Raw genomic sequence first — 19,289 nt, 5'->3', positions numbered from 1 at the left:
AATGGCTTTCATGAACGTACGACGACTCATATCGGGCACCGCCCTCGCGGCGGCCGGCACCCTCTCCCTCGCCGCCCTCACCGGCTGCTCCTCCGACAGCGCCGCCGCGAGCAGCGACGGCAAGCTCGACGTCGTCGCGTCGTTCTACCCGATGGCCTTCCTCGCGGAGCAGATCGGCGGCGCCCACGTCAGCGTGACCAGCCTGACCCAGCCCGGCCAGGAGCCGCACGACCTGGAGATCAGCGCCAAGCAGACGGCGAACCTGGAGAAGGCGGACGCGATCGTCTACCTGAAGAACCTCCAGCCGTCGGTGGACGCGGCCGTGAAGCAGTCCGGCGTCAAGACCAAGATCGACGCCGGCTCCCTCACCACCCTGGAGAAGCACGGCAACGAGGTCGGCGGCCACTCCGCCGAGGCCGACCACACCGAGAACGAGGAGCTGGCCGGCCTCGACCCGCACATCTGGCTCGACCCGGTCCGCTACTCGCAGGTCGCGCAGGGCGTCGGCAGCGCGCTGGAGAAGGCCGACCCGGACCACGCGGCGGACTACAAGAAGAACACCGCGGCCCTGGTCACCAAACTCGCCGCCCTGGACACGCAGTTCAAGACCGGGCTGGCCAACACGAAGACCAAGGTGTTCATCACCACGCACGCCGCCTTCGGCTACCTCGCCGAGCGCTACGGCCTGACCGAGGAGGCCATCAACGGCCTCGACCCCGAGTCGGAGCCGAGTGCCGCGCGCGTGAAGGACCTTGAGAAGATGGCCAAGGCCGACGGCGTCACCACGGTGTTCTACGAGACGCTCGTCAGCGACAAGACCGCGAAGACCATCGCCTCGGACGCGAACCTGAAGACGGACGTCCTGGACCCGATCGAGGGCATCACCGAGAAGTCCCGCGGCAAGGACTATTTCTCGGTCCAGGAAGCCAACCTCAAGGCCCTCCAGACCGCCCTGGGAACAAAGTGAGCTCGAAGTGACTTGGAGGACGGCATGACCACTGAGCCCGTCATATCCCTGCGCGGCGTGCGCGCCGAGCTGGGCTCGCGGCCCGTCCTCCGCGGGATCGACCTCACCGTGCGGCGCGGTGAGGTCGTCGCGCTGCTCGGCGCCAACGGCTCCGGCAAGTCGACGGCGATCCGCAGCGTGATCGGACAGGTCCCGCTGAGCGCCGGGGAGATCGACCTGTTCGGCACCCCCCGCAAGCGGTTCCGCGACTGGGCACGCGTCGGGTACGTCCCGCAGCGTACGACCGCCGCCGGCGGTGTCCCGGCGACGGTCACCGAGGTCGTCTCCTCGGGCCGCCTGTCCCGCACCCGCTTCGGCGTCCTGCGGGGGGCGGACCACGCGGCCGTACGGCAGGCCCTGGAGCTGGTCGGCATGGCGGACCGGGCCAAGGACAACGTGGACGCCCTCTCCGGCGGCCAGCACCAGCGCGTCCTGATCGCCCGCGCCCTCGCCTCCGAACCCGAGCTGCTGATCATGGACGAGCCGATGGCGGGCGTCGACCTCGCGAGCCAGGAAGTGCTGGCCCAGACCCTGAAGGACCAGGTCGCGGTGGGGACGACGGTCCTGCTCGTCCTGCACGAACTCGGGCCGCTGGAACCGCTGATCGACCGCGCGGTCGTCCTGCGCGACGGCTGCGTGCAGCACGACGGCCCGCCCCCGCGCGCGCTCGGCCAGCACGCCCTGCCGGGCCACGACCACGTCCACCCCCACGAGCCCGAGCCGATGCGTACAGGACTGCTGAGCTGACATGGACTTCCTCGACTACGCCTTCATGCAGCGGGCCCTGCTCGCCGCCGTCCTCGTCGGCATCACCGCCCCCGCCGTCGGCATCTACCTCGTCCAGCGCCGCCAGGCCCTCATGGGCGACGGAATCGGCCATGTCGCGATGACCGGCGTCGGCCTCGGCTTCCTGCTCTCCTGGTCGCCGGTGTGGATGGCGACGCTGGTGTCCGTACTGGGCGCGGTCCTCATGGAGTTGATCCGCTGGTACGGCAAGACGCGCGGCGACATCGCGCTCGCGATGCTCTTCTACGGCGGCATGGCGGGCGGTGTGATGTTCATCAACCTCGCGCCGACCGGGTCCAACGCGAACCTCACGTCGTACCTGTTCGGGTCGCTGTCGACGGTCTCGCAGTCCGACGTCACCGCGATCTGCGTCCTCGCCGCGTTCGTCGTCCTCGTCACGCTCGGCCTGCGGCGGCAGCTGTTCGCCGTCAGCCAGGACGAGGAGTTCGCGCGGGTCACGGGGCTGCCGGTGCGCGCACTGAACCTGCTGACCGCGATCACCGCCGCCGTCACCGTCACCGTCGCCATGCGGGTCGTCGGATTGTTGCTGGTCAGCGCGCTGATGGTGGTCCCCGTCGCCGCCGCGCAGCAGCTCAGCCGGAGCTTCGCGGCGACCTTCGCCGTCGCCGTCGCCATCGGGGTGAGCGTGACCATCGGCGGGACGATCACCTCGTACTACCAGGACGTGCCGCCCGGCGCGACGATCGTCCTGCTGACCATCGGCGCGTTCATCCTGCTCACGGCGCTCTCGGCACCCCTCGCGCGGCGGCGCGCCCGCGCGCACGCCCTCGCACAGCCCGGCGGGGATCCCGCGGAGTGCGCGATTCCGGCCACCCGGAAGACGGGCGACGGGGTCGGCGTCTGACCGGGCACAGGCCGGGCTGGCACAATGGCCCGGCAGGTGTTCAGACGTTCAGGAGGCAACGGTGACGACCGCTGGACCGCCCGTGAAGGGCCGCTCCACCCGGCAGCGCGCCGCAGTGGCGGCGGCGCTCGACGAGGTCGACGAGTTCCGCAGCGCCCAGGAACTCCACGACATGCTGAAACACAAGGGCGATTCGGTGGGCCTCACCACGGTCTACCGCACCCTCCAGTCCCTCGCGGACGCCGGCGAGGTGGACGTCCTGCGCACCTCCGAAGGCGAATCCGTCTACCGCCGCTGCTCCACCGGCGACCACCATCACCACCTCGTGTGCAGAATCTGCGGCAAGGCGGTGGAGGTGGAGGGCCCGGCGGTCGAGAAATGGGCCGAGGCGATCGCGGCGGAACACGGTTACGTGAGTGTCGCGCACACGGTGGAAATCTTCGGCACGTGTGCGGACTGTGCCACTAATTAGCCTCGATTGAAGCAGCGCTGCAATTCCGTGAAGTCGTAGAACTTGCTGTTCTTCGCCACCGGCTCGCAGTCCGCCTTGAAGGGGATCTCCTTCTCGTTGTAGAGCATCCGTACGAGGTACTGGGTGCCCTTCTGGTACACGTCCCACTGGATGTTGGCGCCCAGGGGAGCCACGTCGGCGCCCCTCCAAGGGTTGTTCTTGTACGTGTACGACTGACCCGGAGTCGCCGGCTTCGTGCTTTCCGGGAGGCCCATCAGAGCGGCGAGGGGGATGATTTCCTCGGCGTGGGTGAAGCGGAGTTCGGCGCCCAGGGTCGAGGTGCCGGACTTCTTCGCCTTCACCTGGTTGAAGAAGTCGTCCAGCAGGACGTTCGCCATCTTGTACGTGATGTCGGAGTCCGAGAAGCCGGGGCCCTTTTCGTAGAAGTCCTCGGCGTCTCCCAGGTATCCGAACCAGGCCGCGTCGGAATGGGAGATGTACCTCTCCAGACCCCAGCCCTTTCCTTCCGGGCTTTCCTGGATCATCGCGGGGGCAATGGCGTACAGGTTGTAGACGGCTTCCGCTGCGGCCACCTGGTCGGAAATGCCGTCCACGAAATCCCGCTTGAAAAGCTTGCGCAGGACGCTGGTCGCCGCCCGCTGCGTCTTCGGCTGGTCCGTGATCGACTTCAGGGTCGACGCGAGGCGCTGGTCGTTCGCGAGGTACTCCTGGTACGCCTTGCCGCCCGCCGCCTTGTGGAAGTACAGGAGGTCCTTGTCGGTGCGGGTCGCGCCGATGAGCGGCTTCAACGCCGGGTCCTTCGCGGCGAGTTCACCGGCGTACGTGTTGGCGCTGTCGATCGCGCGGCCCTGGCCGGAGCTGACGACGTCGATCTTCTCGCCGGATGCTGAAATCTTGCTGAAGAGTCCCGGAAGCCTGGCCGCCATCCGGTCGGCCGTCTCGCGCATCTCCTCGCGGCCCCGCCCGCTCAGGTTCCCGTACCCGACCTTCGCCATCGCCGCAAGCAGCGCCCGCACCTTGGGCCCGAACTCCTCGCCCTTGCCGGTGAGTTGACCGGACGCGGACGCCTGGTCCCAGAGCGCGAGGATCAGGTCGCCGTCGTCGCTGTCGGTGGCGGCGCGGGAGCCGTGCCGGGAGACGTTCTCCGTGAAGACGGGGACGAAACCGGCGGGGACCTTGCCGTAGGAGGCGGGGTGCTGCTTCGGCGCATACGGCGCCTTCGTGCCGTAGCTGTCGGCGTGCGCCGGCGGCCTGGACGCGGCGAGTGCCGGGGGCGCCGCGACCACTACGGCGCAGAGGGCCGCGAACGCGGGGGTTACGTGCTTCATGGGCGGATCGTCCGTGAGCCGCGTGAACCCCCGGTGGCGCTCAGGTGGACGTCTCGTCCTCCGACGTCCTGCCCTCCATCGCGAGGAGTTCCTCGTTCGGGATGGCCCCGCCGAAGCGGCGGTCGCGGGAGGCGAACTCGACGCAGGCGCGCCACAGGTCGCGGCGGTCGAAGTCGGGCCACAGGACGTCCTGGAAGACCATCTCGGCGTAAGCGCTCTGCCAGATCAGGTAGTTGGAGGTGCGCTGCTCGCCGCTGGGCCGCAGGAAGAGGTCGACGTCCGGCATGTCCGGGTAGTACAGGTACTTCGCGAGGGTCTTCTCGCTGACCTTGGACGGGTCGAGCTTCCCCGCCTTCACGTCCTCCGCGAGGGCCTTCGCCGCGTCGGCGATCTCCGCCCGGCCGCCGTAGTTCATGCAGAAGTAGAGGGTCAGCTTGTCGTTGCCCTTGGTCTGCTCCTGCGCGATCTGGAGCTCCTGCGCGACCGACTTCCACAGCTTCGGCATCCGGCCGACCCACCGCACGCGGATGCCGAGCGCGTCGAGCTGGTCGCGGCTCTTGCGGATGAAGTCGCGGTTGAAGTTCATGAGGAAGCGGACCTCGTCGGGCGAGCGCTTCCAGTTCTCGGTGGAGAAGGCGTACAGCGAGATGTTCCTCACACCGATCTCGACGGCGCCCTGGAGGACGTCGAGGACCTGCTCGGCGCCGACCTTGTGGCCCTCTGTGCGGGGCAGCCCGCGCTCCTTCGCCCAGCGGCCGTTGCCGTCCATGACGATCGCCACGTGCTCCGGCACCAGCTCGCCGGGGAGCTTCGGCGGGCGCGCGCCGGAGGGGTGCGGCTCCGGCGCCCGGTACTCGCGCCGCTGACGCCCCAGGATCCCGCGTACGACCATGTCCTTCTCGTCTCCCTAGCTTTTTTCCACGTACCTGAGCGAGCGCAGCCCCCGCTCCAGGTGCCAGTGCAGATACGCGGACACGAGCCCGCTGCCCTCCCTGACGTGCCGGGCCTCCGCCGCGTCCGCCGCCTCCCAGTCTCCCGTAAGCAGCGCGCCCAGGAGGACCAAGGTCTGCGGGGAGGGTACGACGCTGCCGGGGACGCGGCAGTCGACGCAGATGCAGCCGCCGGACCCGACGGAGAAGAACCGGTTGGGGCCCGGGAGTCCGCACTTGGCGCAGTCGCCGAAGCTGGGGGCGTAGCCGTTGACGGCGAGCGAGCGCAGCAGGAACGCGTCGAGGATGAGGTGCGGGGCGTGCTCGCCCCGGGCCAGCGTCCTGAGCGCGCCCACGAGGAGCAGGTACTGCTGCACCGCCGGCTCCCCCTCGTGGTCCGTGAACCGCTCGGCCGTCTCCAGCATGGCCGTCCCGGCGGTGTACCGCGCGTAGTCACTCACGATCCCGCCACCGTACGGAGCGATGGTCTCGCTCTGCGTGCACAACGGCAGCCCCCGGCCGACCAGTTCACTCCCCCGGGTAAAGAACTGCACATCGACGTGCGAGAAAGGTTCCAGACGCGCCCCGAACTTCGATTTTGTCCGCCGCACGCCCCGGGCGACTGCGCGTACCCTGCCATGGCCGCGCGTGAGCAAGGTGATGATCCGGTCCGCTTCGCCCAGTTTCTGGGTGCGTAGGACGATGCCGTCGTCGCGGAACAGGCTCATGGGTCCATTCTCGCATCGAGCGGCTTTTCTGAAGGGCGGGGGCGTTGGTGGGGCGGGACTTCCGGTGGTTGTGGGGGGCCTACGCGGTCAGTGTGTTCGGTACGTGGCTGGCGTTCGACGCGTTTCCGATGATCGCCGTGCTGGCGCTGGACGCGAGTCCGGCGGCCGTGTCGGCGCTGGCTGCGGTGGGGCCGGCCGTGGGGGCGCTCACGGCGGTGCCGCTGGGGCCGTGGGTGGAGTACCGGCGCAAGCGGCCCGTGATGGTCGCGATGGACCTCGTCCGGTGCGTGGCGCTGCTCAGCCTGCCGCTCGCGTACGCGCTCGGGGTGCTGGGGTTCGCGCAGTTGCTGCTGGTGTCGGTGGTGGTCGCCGCCGCCGACATCACGTTCACCTCGGCGAGCGGGGCGTTCGTCAAGTGGCTCGTGCCGAAAGACCAGTTGCTCGCGGCCAACGGGCGGTTCGAGTCGACGATGTGGACGGCGACGATGGTGGGTCCGCCGCTCGGGGGTGCGGCGATCGGGGTGGTGGGGCCGGTCGTGACGGTGATCGCGAACGCGGTGAGCTTCCTGCTGTCGGCGCTGGGGCTGGCGAGGGTGCGCGGCGAGGAGCCCCGGCCCTCGAAGGCGCCCGCGCTCAACTGGCGTGAGCTGCTGGAGGGTTGGCGGTACATCCTCGCGCACCCCGTGCTGCGCCCCCTGCTCCTCAACGCGATGGTGGTCAACGGCCTGATCATGGCCGGCGCCCCGCTCCTCGCGGTCCTCATGCTGGGCGAACTCGGCCTCCCGCCCTGGCAGTACGCGCTCGCCTTCGCCGTACCGTGCATCGGCGGACTCATCGGCTCCCGGCTCGCCCGCAGGCTGGTGCCCCGGTGGGGGCGACGCCGGATGCTGCTGTGGTCCGGCGCGCTGCGGGCGTGCTGGCCGGTGGGCCTCGCGTTCGTGGGGACCGGGGTGGCGGGGGTGGCACTGATCATGCTGGTCGAGTTCGGGCTGATCATCTGTTCCGCCGCCTACAACACGGTCCTCTCCACCTTCCGCCTGGAGTCGACACCGTCCGACCGCGTGACACGGGTCCTGTCGGCGTGGTCGGTGAGCACGAAGGCGGGCATCGCGTCGCTGACGGCGCTGTGGGGGGTGGTCGCGGGGGTGACGGGGACACGGACGGCACTGGGGGTGGCGGGGGTGGTACTGCTGGCAACTCCGGTGATGCTGCGGGGGGTTGGGAGGGCGGCGGTGGGGGCGGAGAAGGTCGCGGGCTAGAACCGGCGTACGTACCGGCTCTGCCAGGGCGTCTCCACGGCCCTTCGGCGATAGTTCCGGCGCACGAACTCCACGGCCTCGTCCGCCGGTACGCCGTCCAGGACGGCCAGGCACGCCCCCGCCCTCCCCCGCACGCCACCTCGACGCGCTCCTCCCCAGCCCTGTGCCACGCCTCCGTGAACGCCTCCCGCGCGTCCCGCCGGTCCTTCGGCAGCCGGAAGTCCGGCCAACGGACCCATCGGGAGGGCCAGTTGTGGGGTGGTGGCGGGCTGCCGAGGAGATAGAGGCCGTACGTGGGGGTGGGGGCCGTCTCCGGGAAGGGGTTCCGTAGTCCTCTCCCCCGTATCCGTCGGCCCGACGGCAGTTCCAGTACGCCCGGTGTGTCCCTCTTCCAGATCTCCATCCGACGATTCTTTCCCGGCCGGGCAACCCTTTTCGCGTTCTGTGTGGTCTGGGGGGCGAGGAGGAGTTACCTGATGCGTGACGAGCTGGAAGAGCAGTTCCAGGAGTTCGTGCGGGCGCGGTGGACGCGGCTCGTGCGGACGGCGTACCTGCTGACGGGGGACCCGCACCACGCGGAGGATCTGACGCAGACCGCCCTGGCCAAGGCGTACCGGTCCTGGCGGCGGGTCTCGCGGGCGGACAGCCCGGAGGCGTACGTCCGTCGCATGCTCGTCACCTGCAACAACGACCGCTTCCGCAAGCGCCGGGTACGGGAGTCGCTGACAGCGGCGCCGCCCGACACGGTCGCCTACGCCGACCACCCCGTCGAGGACCGCGGCCCCCTCCTCACCGCCCTCGCCGAACTCCCCGACCGCCAGCGGGCGGTGGTCGTCCTGCGCTACTGGGAGGACCTCTCCGAATCCGAGGTCGCCGAGGTACTGGGCTGCTCCCAGGGCACGGTGAAGAGCCAGGCGTCGAAGGGCCTGGCGAAGCTGCGGTCACATCCAGGGCTGGCCCGGACGCCGGGGGGTGGGCCCCACGGGGGTGGACCCTCCCTGCGGGCGTCCGGGCCGGGGGCGGCGGCGTCGGGGGGTGGGTCCCACGGGGGTGGGCCCACCCGACCGGCGTCCGGGCAGACGACGCCGGAAGCTGACGCGTCCGCCTGCGCCGGCTCTCAGGAACGGCCGGCCATCTCACCCGCGACACGCACCCACCCCACCTCGGCTCCCCTCGGCCCTCGCCCCCTGTCCCCCACCCCGACACTTCAGAAAGGAACCGGCGATGAGCGGTGAGCAGGACGGACGACGGAAGGACGCCGGGGACGGCGAGGAGTGGGAGTTGCTCGCGGAGGGCGGGGGCGGCGAGGACGAGGAGTGGGTATGGGGGCTGCTCGGGGAGGACGCCGGGGGCGGTGACACCGGAGCGCGAGGGCCGCTCGCCAAAGACGCCGGGGACGGTGAAACCGAGGAGTGGGTACGGGAGTTGCTCGCCGAGGATGCGTACGCCATCAGCCCCTCGCCCGTGCCGTACCCGGCGATCCGGCGGCGGGGTGTGGTGGAGCGCAGGCGGCGGCTCGCCGTGGCGGGTGCGGTGATCGTGGCGCTCGGGGTCGCGCCGGTGGCGACGTGGACCGTGGTCCGGGGGGACCAGGCCGACACGGTCGTGGCGGGACCTCCGGCTGAGGACTCCGGCACCCCGGACAGCAGCTCCTCGTACGCCTCACCCCCCGCCACCCCCCAAGGCCCCACCCCCCCAGCCACCCCCGCCCAACTAGTCGCCGGCATCACCTTCCCCCAAGCCGCCGACGGCCTCGAAAAATGCCTGGCCTACGACCGCTCAGGCGCCCAGCCCGGCGAGGAGGGCCCGGGCGAAGCCTCGGAGTACCGGATCATCCTGGCCATCCCCAGCACCGGCGACTCCAACTCCCCCGGCGACGGCATCTACGTCGTCGCCGTCAAGGAGAAGCCGACCCCGGTCCGCCTGATCTGCACCCTGCGGAACGGCAGAGCCGAGGGCGTCAACAGCAGCGGCACCGACGAGAACGAACCCGTCCCGCTGGTCTACCCGGACATCAACAGCAAGCTCTACCAGCAGTCGTTCCTCGACCGGGGCAACTGGAAACTCCCCTTCCGCTGGGGAGTCATCGGCACGTACATCCCGGCAAAGGTCACCCGGGTAACCGCCTCGTACGGTACGAGTACCCCCGTAGAAGCAGCCCTGGACCACGGCTGGTACGTGGCGACCGGCGTCCTGGACCGCCAGGTGACCCGAGCCCCCCACCTCAAGGGGTACGACTCCAGCGGGAGGCTGGTCTACGACTCGGACACGGACACGACGTACGAACACACCCTGCCCTGATACCTGTACCCCGCGAGGACTACGACGGCGTCCGCGCAGCCGCCAGCAGCCGCGTCACATCCTCCGCCCCGATACTCAACGCCACCCCCACGGTCGCCAGCGTCTCCCGCTCGGCGGGCGTGTACGGCCCGTCCGCGAGGGCGATCCGCGCGCCCTGCAAGAGGATGGACTCCCGCCCCACGGCGGCGAGATGGGGCGCGAGGGGGTCGAGCGCCTCGTGCAGCTCTATGGCCAGCCCCGGCCCGCAGGGCGTCCCGTACGCCCGCCCGGTGTCCGCGGCGACCGCCTCCACGAGCGCCACGAGCTGCTCCCCCGTACAGTCCTGGAACCCGGCGGCACGGACGGCGGCGGTGGCCGTCTCCAGGGCCGTACGGGACGACGTACCCCCCGCCGAGAGGACCGCGAGAGCGACCGTGTGGACGGCGTCGCGGAGCATCGCGGAGAACCGCGTGGTGGTGGGATGGTCGAGGACGTCGATGGGGAAGTGCCGACGGCAGGCGGCGCACTCGACGACGGGCCCGGTCTCACCCCGAGGCAGTACGGGTACCCCCAGGCACGTGAACCGCCGACGCCCGGTCAGCCGCTGGTAGTTGCGGTCCCCGCCGCACCCGGGACAGAAGAACTCCCCGTCCCCGACGGGCGTCCACGCGGTACGGGTCCCCAGGATGCGGGCAACCCCGGTGGCCCGGCTGTCTCGTCCCGGTCCTGGCAGCACGTCGCACCTCCGTCACCAGCGCGGCCCCATCGCCACGTCTGCGTGATGTTAGCCACATCGGACAGGTGTAGTCAGCACCTTCGACGAGACCTTCTCGTGATCTGCACCCGGAAATGGCCGATATACGCCGGAGCCCGGACCGTCGCACAGGACGGCCCGGGCCTCCGGCACAGCCGGGTGAGTTACCGCGTCGCGCGGTTGACGGCGGAGACGACCGCCTTCAGGGACGCGCGGGTCGTGTTCGCGTCGATGCCGATACCCCACAGGACCTTGTCACCGACGGCGCACTCGATGTAGGAGGCGGCCTGCGCGGACGCGCCCTCGCTCATCGTGTGCTCCTGGTAGTCCAGCAGGCGTACGTCGATGCCAATGCCCTGGAGCGCGTGGAAGAAGGCCGAGATCGGACCGTTGCCGGTGCCGACCAGAGTCGTCTCCACGCCGTCGACCTCGGCCTCGACGGTCAGCGTGTCCACGCCGTCCTTGTCGGTGGTCGACTGGCCGGCCTTGAGCTGCATCCGCCCCCACGGGTTCTCGGGGTTGGGCAGGTACTCGTCGCGGAAGACGGACCAGATGTCGCCGCCGGTGACCTCGCCGCCCTCGGCGTCGGTCTTCGCCTGGATCAGCTTCGAGAACTCGATCTGCATCCGGCGCGGCAGGTCCAACTTGTGGTCGTTCTTCAGGACGTACGCGATACCGCCCTTGCCGGACTGCGAGTTGACGCGGATGACGGCCTCGTACGAACGCCCCACGTCCTTGGGGTCGATGGGCAGGTACGGCACGGCCCACTCGATGTCGTCGACGGTGACGCCCTTGGCGGCGGCGTCGGCCTCCATCGCGTCGAAGCCCTTCTTGATGGCGTCCTGGTGGGAGCCGGAGAAGGACGTGTAGACCAGGTCGCCCACGTACGGGTGGCGCGGGTGGACCTCCATCTGGTTGCAGTACTCCCACGTACGACGGATCTCGTCGATGTCGGAGAAGTCGATCTGCGGGTCGACGCCCTGGGAGAAGAGGTTCATGCCCAGCGTGACCAGGTCGACGTTGCCGGTGCGCTCGCCCTGGCCGAAGAGGCAGCCCTCGATGCGGTCGGCGCCGGCCATCAGCGCCAGTTCGGCCGCCGCGACGGCCGTACCGCGGTCGTTGTGCGGGTGGACGGACAGGACGACGTGCTCGCGGCGGGAGAGGTTGCGGCCCATCCACTCGAAGCGGTCGGCGTGCGTGGAGGGGGTCGAACGCTCAACGGTGGCAGGCAGGTTGAGGATGATCTCGCGGCCCGGGCCGGGCTGGTAGACGTCCATGACCGCCTCGCAGACCTCCAGCGCGAAGTCCAGCTCGGTGTCGGTGAAGATCTCCGGGGAGTACTGGTAGCCGAACTCGGTCTCGGGGCCCAGCAGTTTCTCCGCGTACTCCATCACCAGGCGGGTGCCGTCGACGGCGATCTGCTTGATGTCGTCCTTGGAGCCGCGGAAGACGACGCGGCGGAAGACCGGCGCGGTCGCGTTGTACAGGTGGACGGTCGCGCGCCTGGCGCCCTTCAGGGACTCGACGGTCCGCTCGATCAGGTCCTCGCGGGCCTGGGTCAGGACGGAGATCGTCACGTCGTCCGGGATCGCGCCCTCTTCCTCGATGATCGAGCGCACGAAGTCGAAGTCGGTCTGTCCGGAGGCCGGGAAGCCGACCTCGATCTCCTTGTAGCCCATCTTGACCAGCTGGTCGAACATCCGGCGCTTGCGCTCGGGCGACATCGGGTCGATCAGGGCCTGGTTGCCGTCCCGCAGGTCGGTGGAGAGCCAGCGGGGGGCGGTGGTGATCCGCTGCTCGGGCCAGGTGCGGTCGGAGATGTCGACCTGGTCGTACCGGCCGTACTTGTGGATCGGCATCTGGCTGGGCTGCTGGCGATTCGCCATGGGGATTCAGGCTCCTCAAGGGGGTCCGGATGAACCGGCCGACACGCACCACCAAGCTCCGCGGGGAGGGAGTCGGCCTTCTTTACAGGCCCTCGCCGCGGCAGCTAAGGAGAAGCAGCCCGAAACGCATAGTGCTCTGCACTCTAACGGAGGCGCTGGTGGGGCGCGGCTCCGTCCCAGTATGCGGGACCGGTGGGACGAACGGTACGAAACGTGCGCCGTACCACACAGCGGAATCATTCACATCCCTATGTGGGGGTATTTCACCAATCATGGTTGCGGGTAGTGACAGGCGCGTGACTCAGTGCCAAGGTGCCCGACATGACTCACCACGGGGGCTTCGAGCCCGTCTTCTGCACCATCATTCCGCCACACGTCCTGGACCACGTGGCCCGCCACGAGGACGCGTCCATCGCCGACCGGGTCGCGCGCACGCTGGAGCGCGACTCCCTCCAGCGCACCCGCCGCCGGCTCACCATCGAGCGCGGTCTGATCGCCGCCGCGCCCGCCGCCGGCACCGGCAAGCCGAAGCGCACCATCTACGACGCCGGCCACACCACCGACCTGCCCGGCACCGAGGTACGCGCCGAGGGCTCCGAGCCGGGCCAGGACGCCACCGTCAACCGCGCGTACGCCGGGCTCGGCGCGACGTTCGACCTGTACCTCAACGCGTACGGCCGTGACTCCATCGACGGCAGCGGGCTCGCGCTCGACGCGACCGTCCACTACGACCGCGACTACGACAACGCGTTCTGGGACGGCCAGCAGATGGTGTTCGGCGACGGGGACGGGGAGCTGTTCCTCGACTTCACCATCCCGGTCGACGTCATCGGGCACGAACTCACCCACGGCGTCACCCAGTTCACCGCCAACCTGGAGTACTACAGCCAGTCCGGCGCGCTCAACGAGTCCGTCTCCGACGTCTTCGGCTCCCTCATCAAGCAGTACGCCCTCGGGCAGACCGCCGACCAGGCCGACTGGCTCATCGGCGCCGGCCTCCTCGGCCCGGCGATCGACCGCGGCGAGGCCCTGCGCTCCATGAAGGCGCCGGGCACCGCGTACGACGACGACGTCCTCGGCAAGGACCCGCAGCCCGCGACCATGGCCGACTACGTGAAGACCAGCCGCGACAACGGCGGCGTCCACATCAACTCCGGTATCCCCAACCACGCGTTCTACCTCTTCGCCACCGAACTCGGCGGCAACGCCTGGGAGAAGGCTGGTCAGGTCTGGTACGACGTGCTGACGGGCGGGGAGTTGGCGACGGACGCCCGCTTCACGGACTTCGCGAAGCTCACGGCCGCCGCCGCGAAGGCCCGCTACGGCGACGGCGACGTTCACAAGGCCCTCCTCGGCGCATGGGGCCAAGTCGGGGTGTCGACCACCTGAGTTCTGTACTAGACAGGGCTCCATGCGGATTCAGGTGCGACGCACCGGCGGTTTCGCCGGCATCGAACGGTACGCGCAGCTCGACACGGCCGGCCGCCCCGACGCGGCCGAGTGGCACACCCTCGCGGAACAGGCGGTGGCCTGCGCGCGGACGGTACGCCCGGTCGGGGTGCCGGACGGGTTCAGCTACGAGATCACGGTGGACGGCAAGACCGTGTACGCGGCCGACCCTCAGCTGACCGAGGAGCAACGGACGCTGATCTCCAGGGTGTTGAAGGAAGGGGCTTAAGGGAGGGCCGTAAGAGAGGGGCGTTCCGGACGGGGGATTCCGGGACGCCTCTCCCGTTCTCCTGTTCTCCGTCAGGGCGTTGACTTCCCTACCCGTCGGTACGGATGATCCGCGCATGGCGATTGACGCAGGTAACGCGATACCTCAGTTCCCGGCGAACTTCCTCTGGGGAGTGTCGACTTCGGCGCATCAGATCGAGGGGGCCGGGGGGCGGGGGCCCTCGGTGTGGGACGAGTTCTCCGGGGTGAAGGACGGGTCCACGGCCGACGTCGCCTGCGATCACGTCAACCGGTACCGGGAGGACGTCGCGCTGCTCGCCGGGCTCGGGGTGGACGCGTACCGGTTCTCCGTGTCGTGGCCGCGCGTCGAGTCGCCGGGCGGGCTGGACTTCTACGACCGGCTGGTGGACGAACTCCTCGCGGCGGGGGTGCGTCCCGTCCCCACCCTCTTCCACTGGGACCTCCCCGTCGGCCTGGACTGGCTGGAGCGCGACACCGCGTCCCGGCTCGCGGAGCACGCGGCCGTCGTCGCCGGGCGCCTCGGGGACCGCGTACAGAAGTGGATCACCCTCAACGAGCCCGCCGAACACACCCTGCTCGGCCACGCGCTCGGCACGCACGCGCCCGGCAAGCAGCTCCTCTTCGACGCGCTCCCGGTCGCCCATCACCAGCTCCTGGCCCACGGGCTCACGGTCCAGGCCCTGCGCGCGGCCGGTGCGACCGATGTCGCGATCACCAACTCCCATGGCCCGACGTGGCCTTCGTCGGACGACCAGGCCGACATCGAGGCGGCGGCCTTCTACGACACGCTCCTCAACCGGCTCTTCGCGGAGCCGGTCCTGCTGGGCGAATACCCGGACGGCCTGGGCGAGTTGATGCCGGGCGACGTCTCGGCGGACCTCAAGATCATCTCCGAGCCCCTCGACTGGTACGGCATCAACTACTACGCCCCCACCCGGGTCGGCGCGCCCCAGGGCGAGGAGATCAACTTCGGCGGCGTCACGATGCCGGCCGAACTCCCCTTCTCCGTACGGCAGATCGAGGGCGTCCCGACCACGGACTTCGGCTGGCCGGTGGTCCCGGAGGCCCTCACGGAACTCCTCACCACCTTCAAGTCCCGCTACGCCGACAAGCTCCCCCCGATCGTCATCACGGAGAACGGCTGCTCCTACGAGGGCCTCGACGACCAGTCCCGCATCACGTACCACGCGACCCACATCCAGGCCCTGCACAAGGCGTTGGAGGCGGGGGTGGATGTACGCGGCTACTTCGTCTGGTCCCTCCTCGACAACTTCGAGTGGGCCGAGGGCTACGCCCGCCGCTTCGGGCTGGTGCACGTGGACTACGCGACGCAGGAGAGGACGCCGAAGGCGTCGTACGGGTGGTACCGGAACGCACTACGGGCCCAGCGCTGAAGGCAGGACCCGTAGCTCTCCGGTACTCCGTCTTTAGAAGCCCAGCTTCCGGAGCTGCTTCGGGTCCCGCTGCCAGTCCTTCGCGACCTTCACGTGCAGGTCGAGGAAGACCGGCGTACCGAGGAGGGCCTCGATCTGCTTGCGGGACTTGATGCCCACGTCCTTCAGGCGGCGGCCCTGGGGGCCGATGATGATGCCCTTCTGGCTGGAGCGCTCGATGTAGATGTTCGCGTGGATGTCGAGGAGGGGCTTGTCGGCGGGGCGGTCCTCGCGGGGGAGCATCTCCTCGACGACGACGGCGATGGAGTGCGGCAGCTCGTCCCGGACGCCTTCGAGGGCCGCCTCGCGGATCAGCTCGGCGACCATGACCTGCTCGGGCTCGTCCGTGAGGTCGCCCTCGGGGTAGAGCGGGGGGCTCTCCGGCATCATCGGCGCGAGGAGGTCGGCGAGCAGCTCGACCTGCTGGCCCGCGACCGCCGACACCGGCACGATCTGCGCCCACTCGATCCCCAGCTCCTTGCCGAGCAGGTCGATCGCGATGAGCTGCTCGGCGAGGGTCTTGGAGTCGACGAGGTCCGTCTTCGTGACGACGGCGACCTTGGGCGTGCGCTTGATCCCGGCGAGCTCCTTGGCGATGAACCGGTCACCGGGGCCGAGCTTCTCGTTCGCGGGCAGGCAGAACCCGATGACGTCGACCTCCGCCCACGTCGTCCGCACGACGTCGTTGAGCCGCTCCCCGAGCAGGGTCCGGGGTTTGTGCAGGCCAGGGGTGTCGACGAGGATCAGCTGCGCGTCCTCGCGGTGGACGATGCCGCGCACCGTGTGCCGGGTCGTCTGCGGCCGGTTGGAGGTGATCGCCACCTTCTTCCCGACGAGAGCGTTCGTGAGGGTGGACTTGCCCGCGTTGGGACGCCCCACGAAGCACGCGAAGCCCGCACGGTGGGCGGCGCCGCCCGACTTCTCGGACGGCGAGGATGACTGGGAACGAACGCTCATACCCCCATTCTCCCTGATCCACGAAGCACCGCCGCACACACGAGCGGCCGGCCACCCCCACGGTGAGTTTCCGGAAACCCATCCGCAACGAAACTCCCCGGAAACACATCCGTACGCGGCCGGAAACCGGAACCGGTGACCCTCTGACGAGCCCCGACCCCGTTGGAGACCCCCGTGCCCCTCGCCGCCGCACAGGTGAACACCGGCGACACCGCCTGGCTGCTCGCCGCGACCGCCCTCGTCCTGCTGATGACCCCGGGCCTGGCCCTGTTCTACGGCGGCATGGTCCGCACGAAGAGCGTCCTCAACATGCTGATGATGAGCTTCGTGTCGATCGCCCTCGTGACGGTCGTCTGGCTCGTCGCCGGCTACTCCCTGGTCTTCGGCGAGGACACCGGCGCGGGCCTGATCGGCGGCCTCGCGCACGCGGGGATGGCCGGTATCACCCCGGACAGCGTCCAGGGCACCGTACCGACCCTCCTGTTCGCCACCTTCCAGCTGACCTTCGCAATCATCACGGCCGCGCTGATCAGTGGCGCGATCGCGGACCGCGCGAAGTTCGGGGCGTGGCTGGTATTCGTCCCCGTGTGGACGCTGCTCGTATACGTTCCGGTCGCGCACTGGGTCTGGGGGCCCGGCGGGTGGATTTTGGAAAGGCTGGGAGCGCTGGATTTCGCGGGCGGACTGCCGGTGGAAATCACCTCCGGGGCGTCCGGACTGGCCCTCGCGATCGTCGTGGGGCCTCGGCTGGGGTTCAAAAAAGATGCCATGCGTCCCCATAACCTCCCCATGGTCGTCCTCGGTGCCGGTCTCCTCTGGTTCGGCTGGTTCGGCTTCAACGCCGGGTCCGCGCTCGGCGCGAACGGCCTCGCCGCCGCCGCGTTCCTCAACACCCTGGCCGCCGGCTGCACCGGCCTGCTGGGCTGGCTCTTCGTCGAGCAGCGGCGCGACGGCCACCCCACGACGCTGGGCGCGGCGTCCGGCGCGGTCGCCGGGCTCGTCGCGATCACCCCGTCCTGCGGGTCGGTCTCCCTCCTCGGCGCGCTGGTCATCGGGCTCGCGGCGGGGGTCGTCTGCTCGTACGCCGTGGGCTGGAAGTTCAGGTTCGACTACGACGACTCGCTGGACGTCGTCGGCGTGCACCTCGTCGGCGGGGTGATCGGCACGCTCCTCATCGGCGTCTTCGCCGCGAGCGAGTTGACCGGGGGTACGACGGGTCTCCTGTACGGGGGTGGCCTCACCCAGCTCGGCAAGCAGGCCCTGGCGGTCGTGGTCGTAGCCGGGTACGCCTTCGGAGTGACGTACGGCATCGGCAAGCTCATCGACAAGGTCATGGGGTTCCGGGCTGACGAGGACCACGAGCACACGGGCCTGGACCTTACGGTGCACGCCGAGACCGCATACGATCACGGCGTCCTCGGCCACGGTGCGCCCATCTCGCACTCCATCCAGAAGGTGACACCGCCCGCATGAAGCTCATCACCGCGATCGTCAAGCCGTACCGCCTCGATGCGGTCAAGACGGCGCTGCAAGAACTCGGCATCCATGGTCTGACCGTGACGGAGGCGAGTGGGTACGGGCGCCAGCGGGGGCACACGGAGGTGTATCGGGGGGCGGAGTACCAGATCGATCTGGTGCCGAAGGTGCGGATCGAGTTGGTGGTGGAGGACGCGGATGTGGAGCCGGCGATCGAGGCGATCGTGAAGGCGGCGCAGACGGGGAAGATCGGGGACGGGAAGGTGTGGGCGGTGCCGGTGGAGACGGTGGTGAGGGTGAGGACGGGCGAACGGGGCCCGGACGCGCTGTAGGTCTTAGCGCCGGGTTCGCTGTGTGCTTTTGCTTTTAGGGGCGCGGGGAACTGCGCGACAAGCCACGACGGTGCCGCACCCGCTAGACGGCCTTCTGCGGCTCGACAGTGGCTGGTCGCGCAGTTCCCCGCGCCCCCAGAGGGCGGCTACGCCGCCATTTGAGCAGCACCCCGGCTCCTACAAGAACCCCCACAGCCGCCCCCACCGCAGCCCACGGCACCGCCAAGAACGACGTACTCCCCTTCTCCTCCGTCCCCGTGGCGCTAGCCGTCAACGTCACCCGGCCTCGATCCAACTGCGGTGCGCCGCCCCACCGTTCACTCAACCGAACCCGCTGCCCCGGCAACAACTCCGCCGGCACCTTCGTCAGTTCACGACTCAGCAGCGTACGTCCGAACAACCCCGTCGCCTTCAACCGCACCCGGGGATCCAGCGTCACATTCCCCGTGTTGTGCAGCGTGTACGAGACGGTCGCCGTACTGTCCCCGAACCCCGGAACCAGCGGACGATCCTGAGCGATCCGGACGTCCTCCACGGCGAGCGCCCGCAGTGAAACCCCCGTGACCTGCAAATACACCCGCGCCCCGACCGCCCGCTGAACCCCGAGCGCGACCCCTCCCCCACCCTTCTCGACCTTCTCGTCAAGCGCCACGATCGCCCCGGGATGATCACCGGGCTCGGCGCCTTCAGGCACCTCGATCGCGAACGGCACCGTGACAGTCCCCCGAGCCGGCACGCTGACGGAACTGCCGGGAAGCTTCGCCCACGCCCCGACGCCGAGCATCTTCTCGCCGACCGACTTGACGGCAAAGCCACCATCGCGGGCGGTGTTGTACGCATCGGCCGCGTAGAGCCGGAACTTCATGGCCTGGTCGGTCTTGTTGGCGATGACGACCTTGTCCCGGACGGTACGCCCAGGATCGGCGGAGACGAAGAAGTACGGCCGCGCCGCGACAGCCGTGGACGCCGGATAGACGGACCAACTCCCGTTGTCGGCGGCCCGAGCCGGAGCCGGCAACAACAGGAGGAGCAGAACCGGGACAAGCCCGAAGAGCTTCCGCATGGAGACGAACCCCCCTGGTGCGAAGGGAAGTTGGACG

Annotated in this window: 18 protein-coding genes and 2 pseudogenes; 12 read left to right on the top strand and 8 right to left on the bottom strand. The window is 69.6% G+C overall.

The window, feature by feature from the left end:
• The first annotated feature begins 10 nt into the window (after positions 1-10).
• From J8M50_RS10770 to J8M50_RS10755, 4 genes are all read left to right on the top strand, one after another.
• Entirely contained in the window at positions 11-967 is a 957-nt protein-coding gene (locus J8M50_RS10770; RefSeq protein WP_010354826.1) for a metal ABC transporter substrate-binding protein, read from the top strand.
• A gap of 24 nt (positions 968-991) precedes the next feature.
• Entirely contained in the window at positions 992-1,753 is a 762-nt protein-coding gene (locus tag J8M50_RS10765) for a metal ABC transporter ATP-binding protein (protein ID WP_010354827.1), read from the top strand.
• Position 1,754: 1 nt separating this feature from the next.
• Entirely contained in the window at positions 1,755-2,657 is a 903-nt protein-coding gene (locus tag J8M50_RS10760) for a metal ABC transporter permease (protein WP_010354828.1), read from the top strand.
• A 61-nt stretch (positions 2,658-2,718) separates the two neighbouring features.
• Positions 2,719-3,129 (top strand): Fur family transcriptional regulator, encoded by a 411-nt coding sequence (locus J8M50_RS10755; RefSeq protein ID WP_010354829.1) that lies wholly within the window; start codon positions 2,719-2,721, stop codon positions 3,127-3,129.
• Here J8M50_RS10755 and J8M50_RS10750 read toward each other — a convergent pair.
• Genes J8M50_RS10750 through recO form a run of 3 tightly spaced genes read right to left on the bottom strand, consistent with a single transcriptional unit; the run spans position 3,126 to position 6,114 of the window.
• Positions 3,126-4,457, bottom strand: a complete 1,332-nt coding sequence (locus J8M50_RS10750) for a histidine-type phosphatase (protein WP_010354830.1) — start codon at positions 4,455-4,457, stop codon at positions 3,126-3,128. The two genes, J8M50_RS10755 and J8M50_RS10750, sit on opposite strands and share 4 nt — an antisense overlap.
• Before the next feature lie 40 nt (positions 4,458-4,497).
• Complete coding sequence (locus J8M50_RS10745; protein ID WP_010354831.1) at positions 4,498-5,349, bottom strand: isoprenyl transferase; 852 nt, start codon at positions 5,347-5,349, stop codon at positions 4,498-4,500.
• Positions 5,350-5,364: 15 nt separating this feature from the next.
• Positions 5,365-6,114 (bottom strand): DNA repair protein RecO, encoded by a 750-nt coding sequence (gene recO / locus J8M50_RS10740; protein ID WP_010354832.1) that lies wholly within the window; start codon positions 6,112-6,114, stop codon positions 5,365-5,367.
• Between the two features lie 47 nt (positions 6,115-6,161).
• Between recO and J8M50_RS10735 the strand changes: the two genes are divergently transcribed.
• A complete protein-coding gene (locus J8M50_RS10735; RefSeq protein ID WP_010354833.1) occupies positions 6,162-7,373 on the top strand; it encodes an MFS transporter in 1,212 nt (403 codons plus the stop codon).
• Here J8M50_RS10735 and J8M50_RS10730 read toward each other — a convergent pair.
• Positions 7,370-7,776: pseudogene (locus tag J8M50_RS10730) on the bottom strand (protein-tyrosine phosphatase family protein). The gene J8M50_RS10735 and the pseudogene J8M50_RS10730 overlap by 4 nt on opposite strands.
• A gap of 73 nt (positions 7,777-7,849) precedes the next feature.
• Between J8M50_RS10730 and J8M50_RS10725 the strand changes: the two are divergent.
• Positions 7,850-8,356: pseudogene (locus J8M50_RS10725) on the top strand (SigE family RNA polymerase sigma factor); the annotation flags it as partial.
• A gap of 241 nt (positions 8,357-8,597) precedes the next feature.
• Positions 8,598-9,674: a hypothetical protein gene (locus J8M50_RS10720; RefSeq protein WP_010354836.1), complete on the top strand. Its 1,077-nt coding sequence runs from the start codon at positions 8,598-8,600 to the stop codon at positions 9,672-9,674.
• A gap of 19 nt (positions 9,675-9,693) precedes the next feature.
• Here J8M50_RS10720 and J8M50_RS10715 read toward each other — a convergent pair whose 3' ends face one another.
• Both J8M50_RS10715 and leuA read right to left on the bottom strand, forming a co-directional pair.
• A complete protein-coding gene (locus J8M50_RS10715; RefSeq protein ID WP_010354837.1) occupies positions 9,694-10,389 on the bottom strand; it encodes a TerB family tellurite resistance protein in 696 nt (231 codons plus the stop codon).
• 182 nt (positions 10,390-10,571) lie between these two features.
• Positions 10,572-12,293, bottom strand: coding sequence for a 2-isopropylmalate synthase (gene leuA / locus J8M50_RS10710; protein ID WP_010354839.1), 1,722 nt, complete (start codon positions 12,291-12,293; stop codon positions 10,572-10,574).
• Positions 12,294-12,614: 321 nt separating this feature from the next.
• On the opposite strand from leuA, the gene J8M50_RS10705 reads away from it, so the two are divergent.
• The 3 genes from J8M50_RS10705 (at position 12,615) to J8M50_RS10695 (ending at position 15,385) form a co-directional block, all read left to right on the top strand.
• Positions 12,615-13,682, top strand: coding sequence for a M4 family metallopeptidase (locus tag J8M50_RS10705; protein WP_010354840.1), 1,068 nt, complete (start codon positions 12,615-12,617; stop codon positions 13,680-13,682).
• A gap of 22 nt (positions 13,683-13,704) precedes the next feature.
• Positions 13,705-13,971 (top strand): protealysin inhibitor emfourin, encoded by a 267-nt coding sequence (locus tag J8M50_RS10700; protein WP_010354841.1) that lies wholly within the window; start codon positions 13,705-13,707, stop codon positions 13,969-13,971.
• A gap of 115 nt (positions 13,972-14,086) precedes the next feature.
• Positions 14,087-15,385, top strand: coding sequence for a GH1 family beta-glucosidase (locus J8M50_RS10695; protein WP_010354842.1), 1,299 nt, complete (start codon positions 14,087-14,089; stop codon positions 15,383-15,385).
• A gap of 33 nt (positions 15,386-15,418) precedes the next feature.
• On the opposite strand, the gene era is transcribed toward J8M50_RS10695, so the two are convergent.
• On the bottom strand, positions 15,419-16,381 hold the full coding sequence (era, locus tag J8M50_RS10690) for a GTPase Era (protein WP_010354843.1): 963 nt from the start codon (positions 16,379-16,381) through the stop codon (positions 15,419-15,421).
• Positions 16,382-16,555: 174 nt separating this feature from the next.
• Here era and J8M50_RS10685 point away from each other — a divergent pair, with 174 nt between their 5' ends.
• Both J8M50_RS10685 and J8M50_RS10680 read left to right on the top strand, forming a co-directional pair.
• Positions 16,556-17,854 carry an ammonium transporter gene (locus tag J8M50_RS10685; RefSeq protein ID WP_010354844.1) on the top strand — a complete coding sequence of 433 codons (1,299 nt, stop codon included), beginning with the start codon at positions 16,556-16,558 and terminating at the stop codon, positions 17,852-17,854.
• A complete protein-coding gene (locus J8M50_RS10680) occupies positions 17,851-18,189 on the top strand; it encodes a P-II family nitrogen regulator (protein WP_010354845.1) in 339 nt (112 codons plus the stop codon). Before J8M50_RS10685 ends, J8M50_RS10680 begins: the two co-directional genes overlap by 4 nt.
• 82 nt (positions 18,190-18,271) lie before the next feature.
• Here J8M50_RS10680 and J8M50_RS10675 read toward each other — a convergent pair whose 3' ends face one another.
• Positions 18,272-19,252: a COG1470 family protein gene (locus J8M50_RS10675; RefSeq protein ID WP_010354846.1), complete on the bottom strand. Its 981-nt coding sequence runs from the start codon at positions 19,250-19,252 to the stop codon at positions 18,272-18,274.
• Positions 19,253-19,289: the final 37 nt, after the last annotated feature.

This window comes from Streptomyces acidiscabies (genome assembly GCF_020010905.1).
Taxonomy (GTDB): Bacteria; Actinomycetota; Actinomycetes; order Streptomycetales; family Streptomycetaceae; genus Streptomyces; species Streptomyces acidiscabies.
Note: the sequence above shows the minus strand (reverse complement) of the source record. Positions and strands in the feature narration are given on the sequence as shown.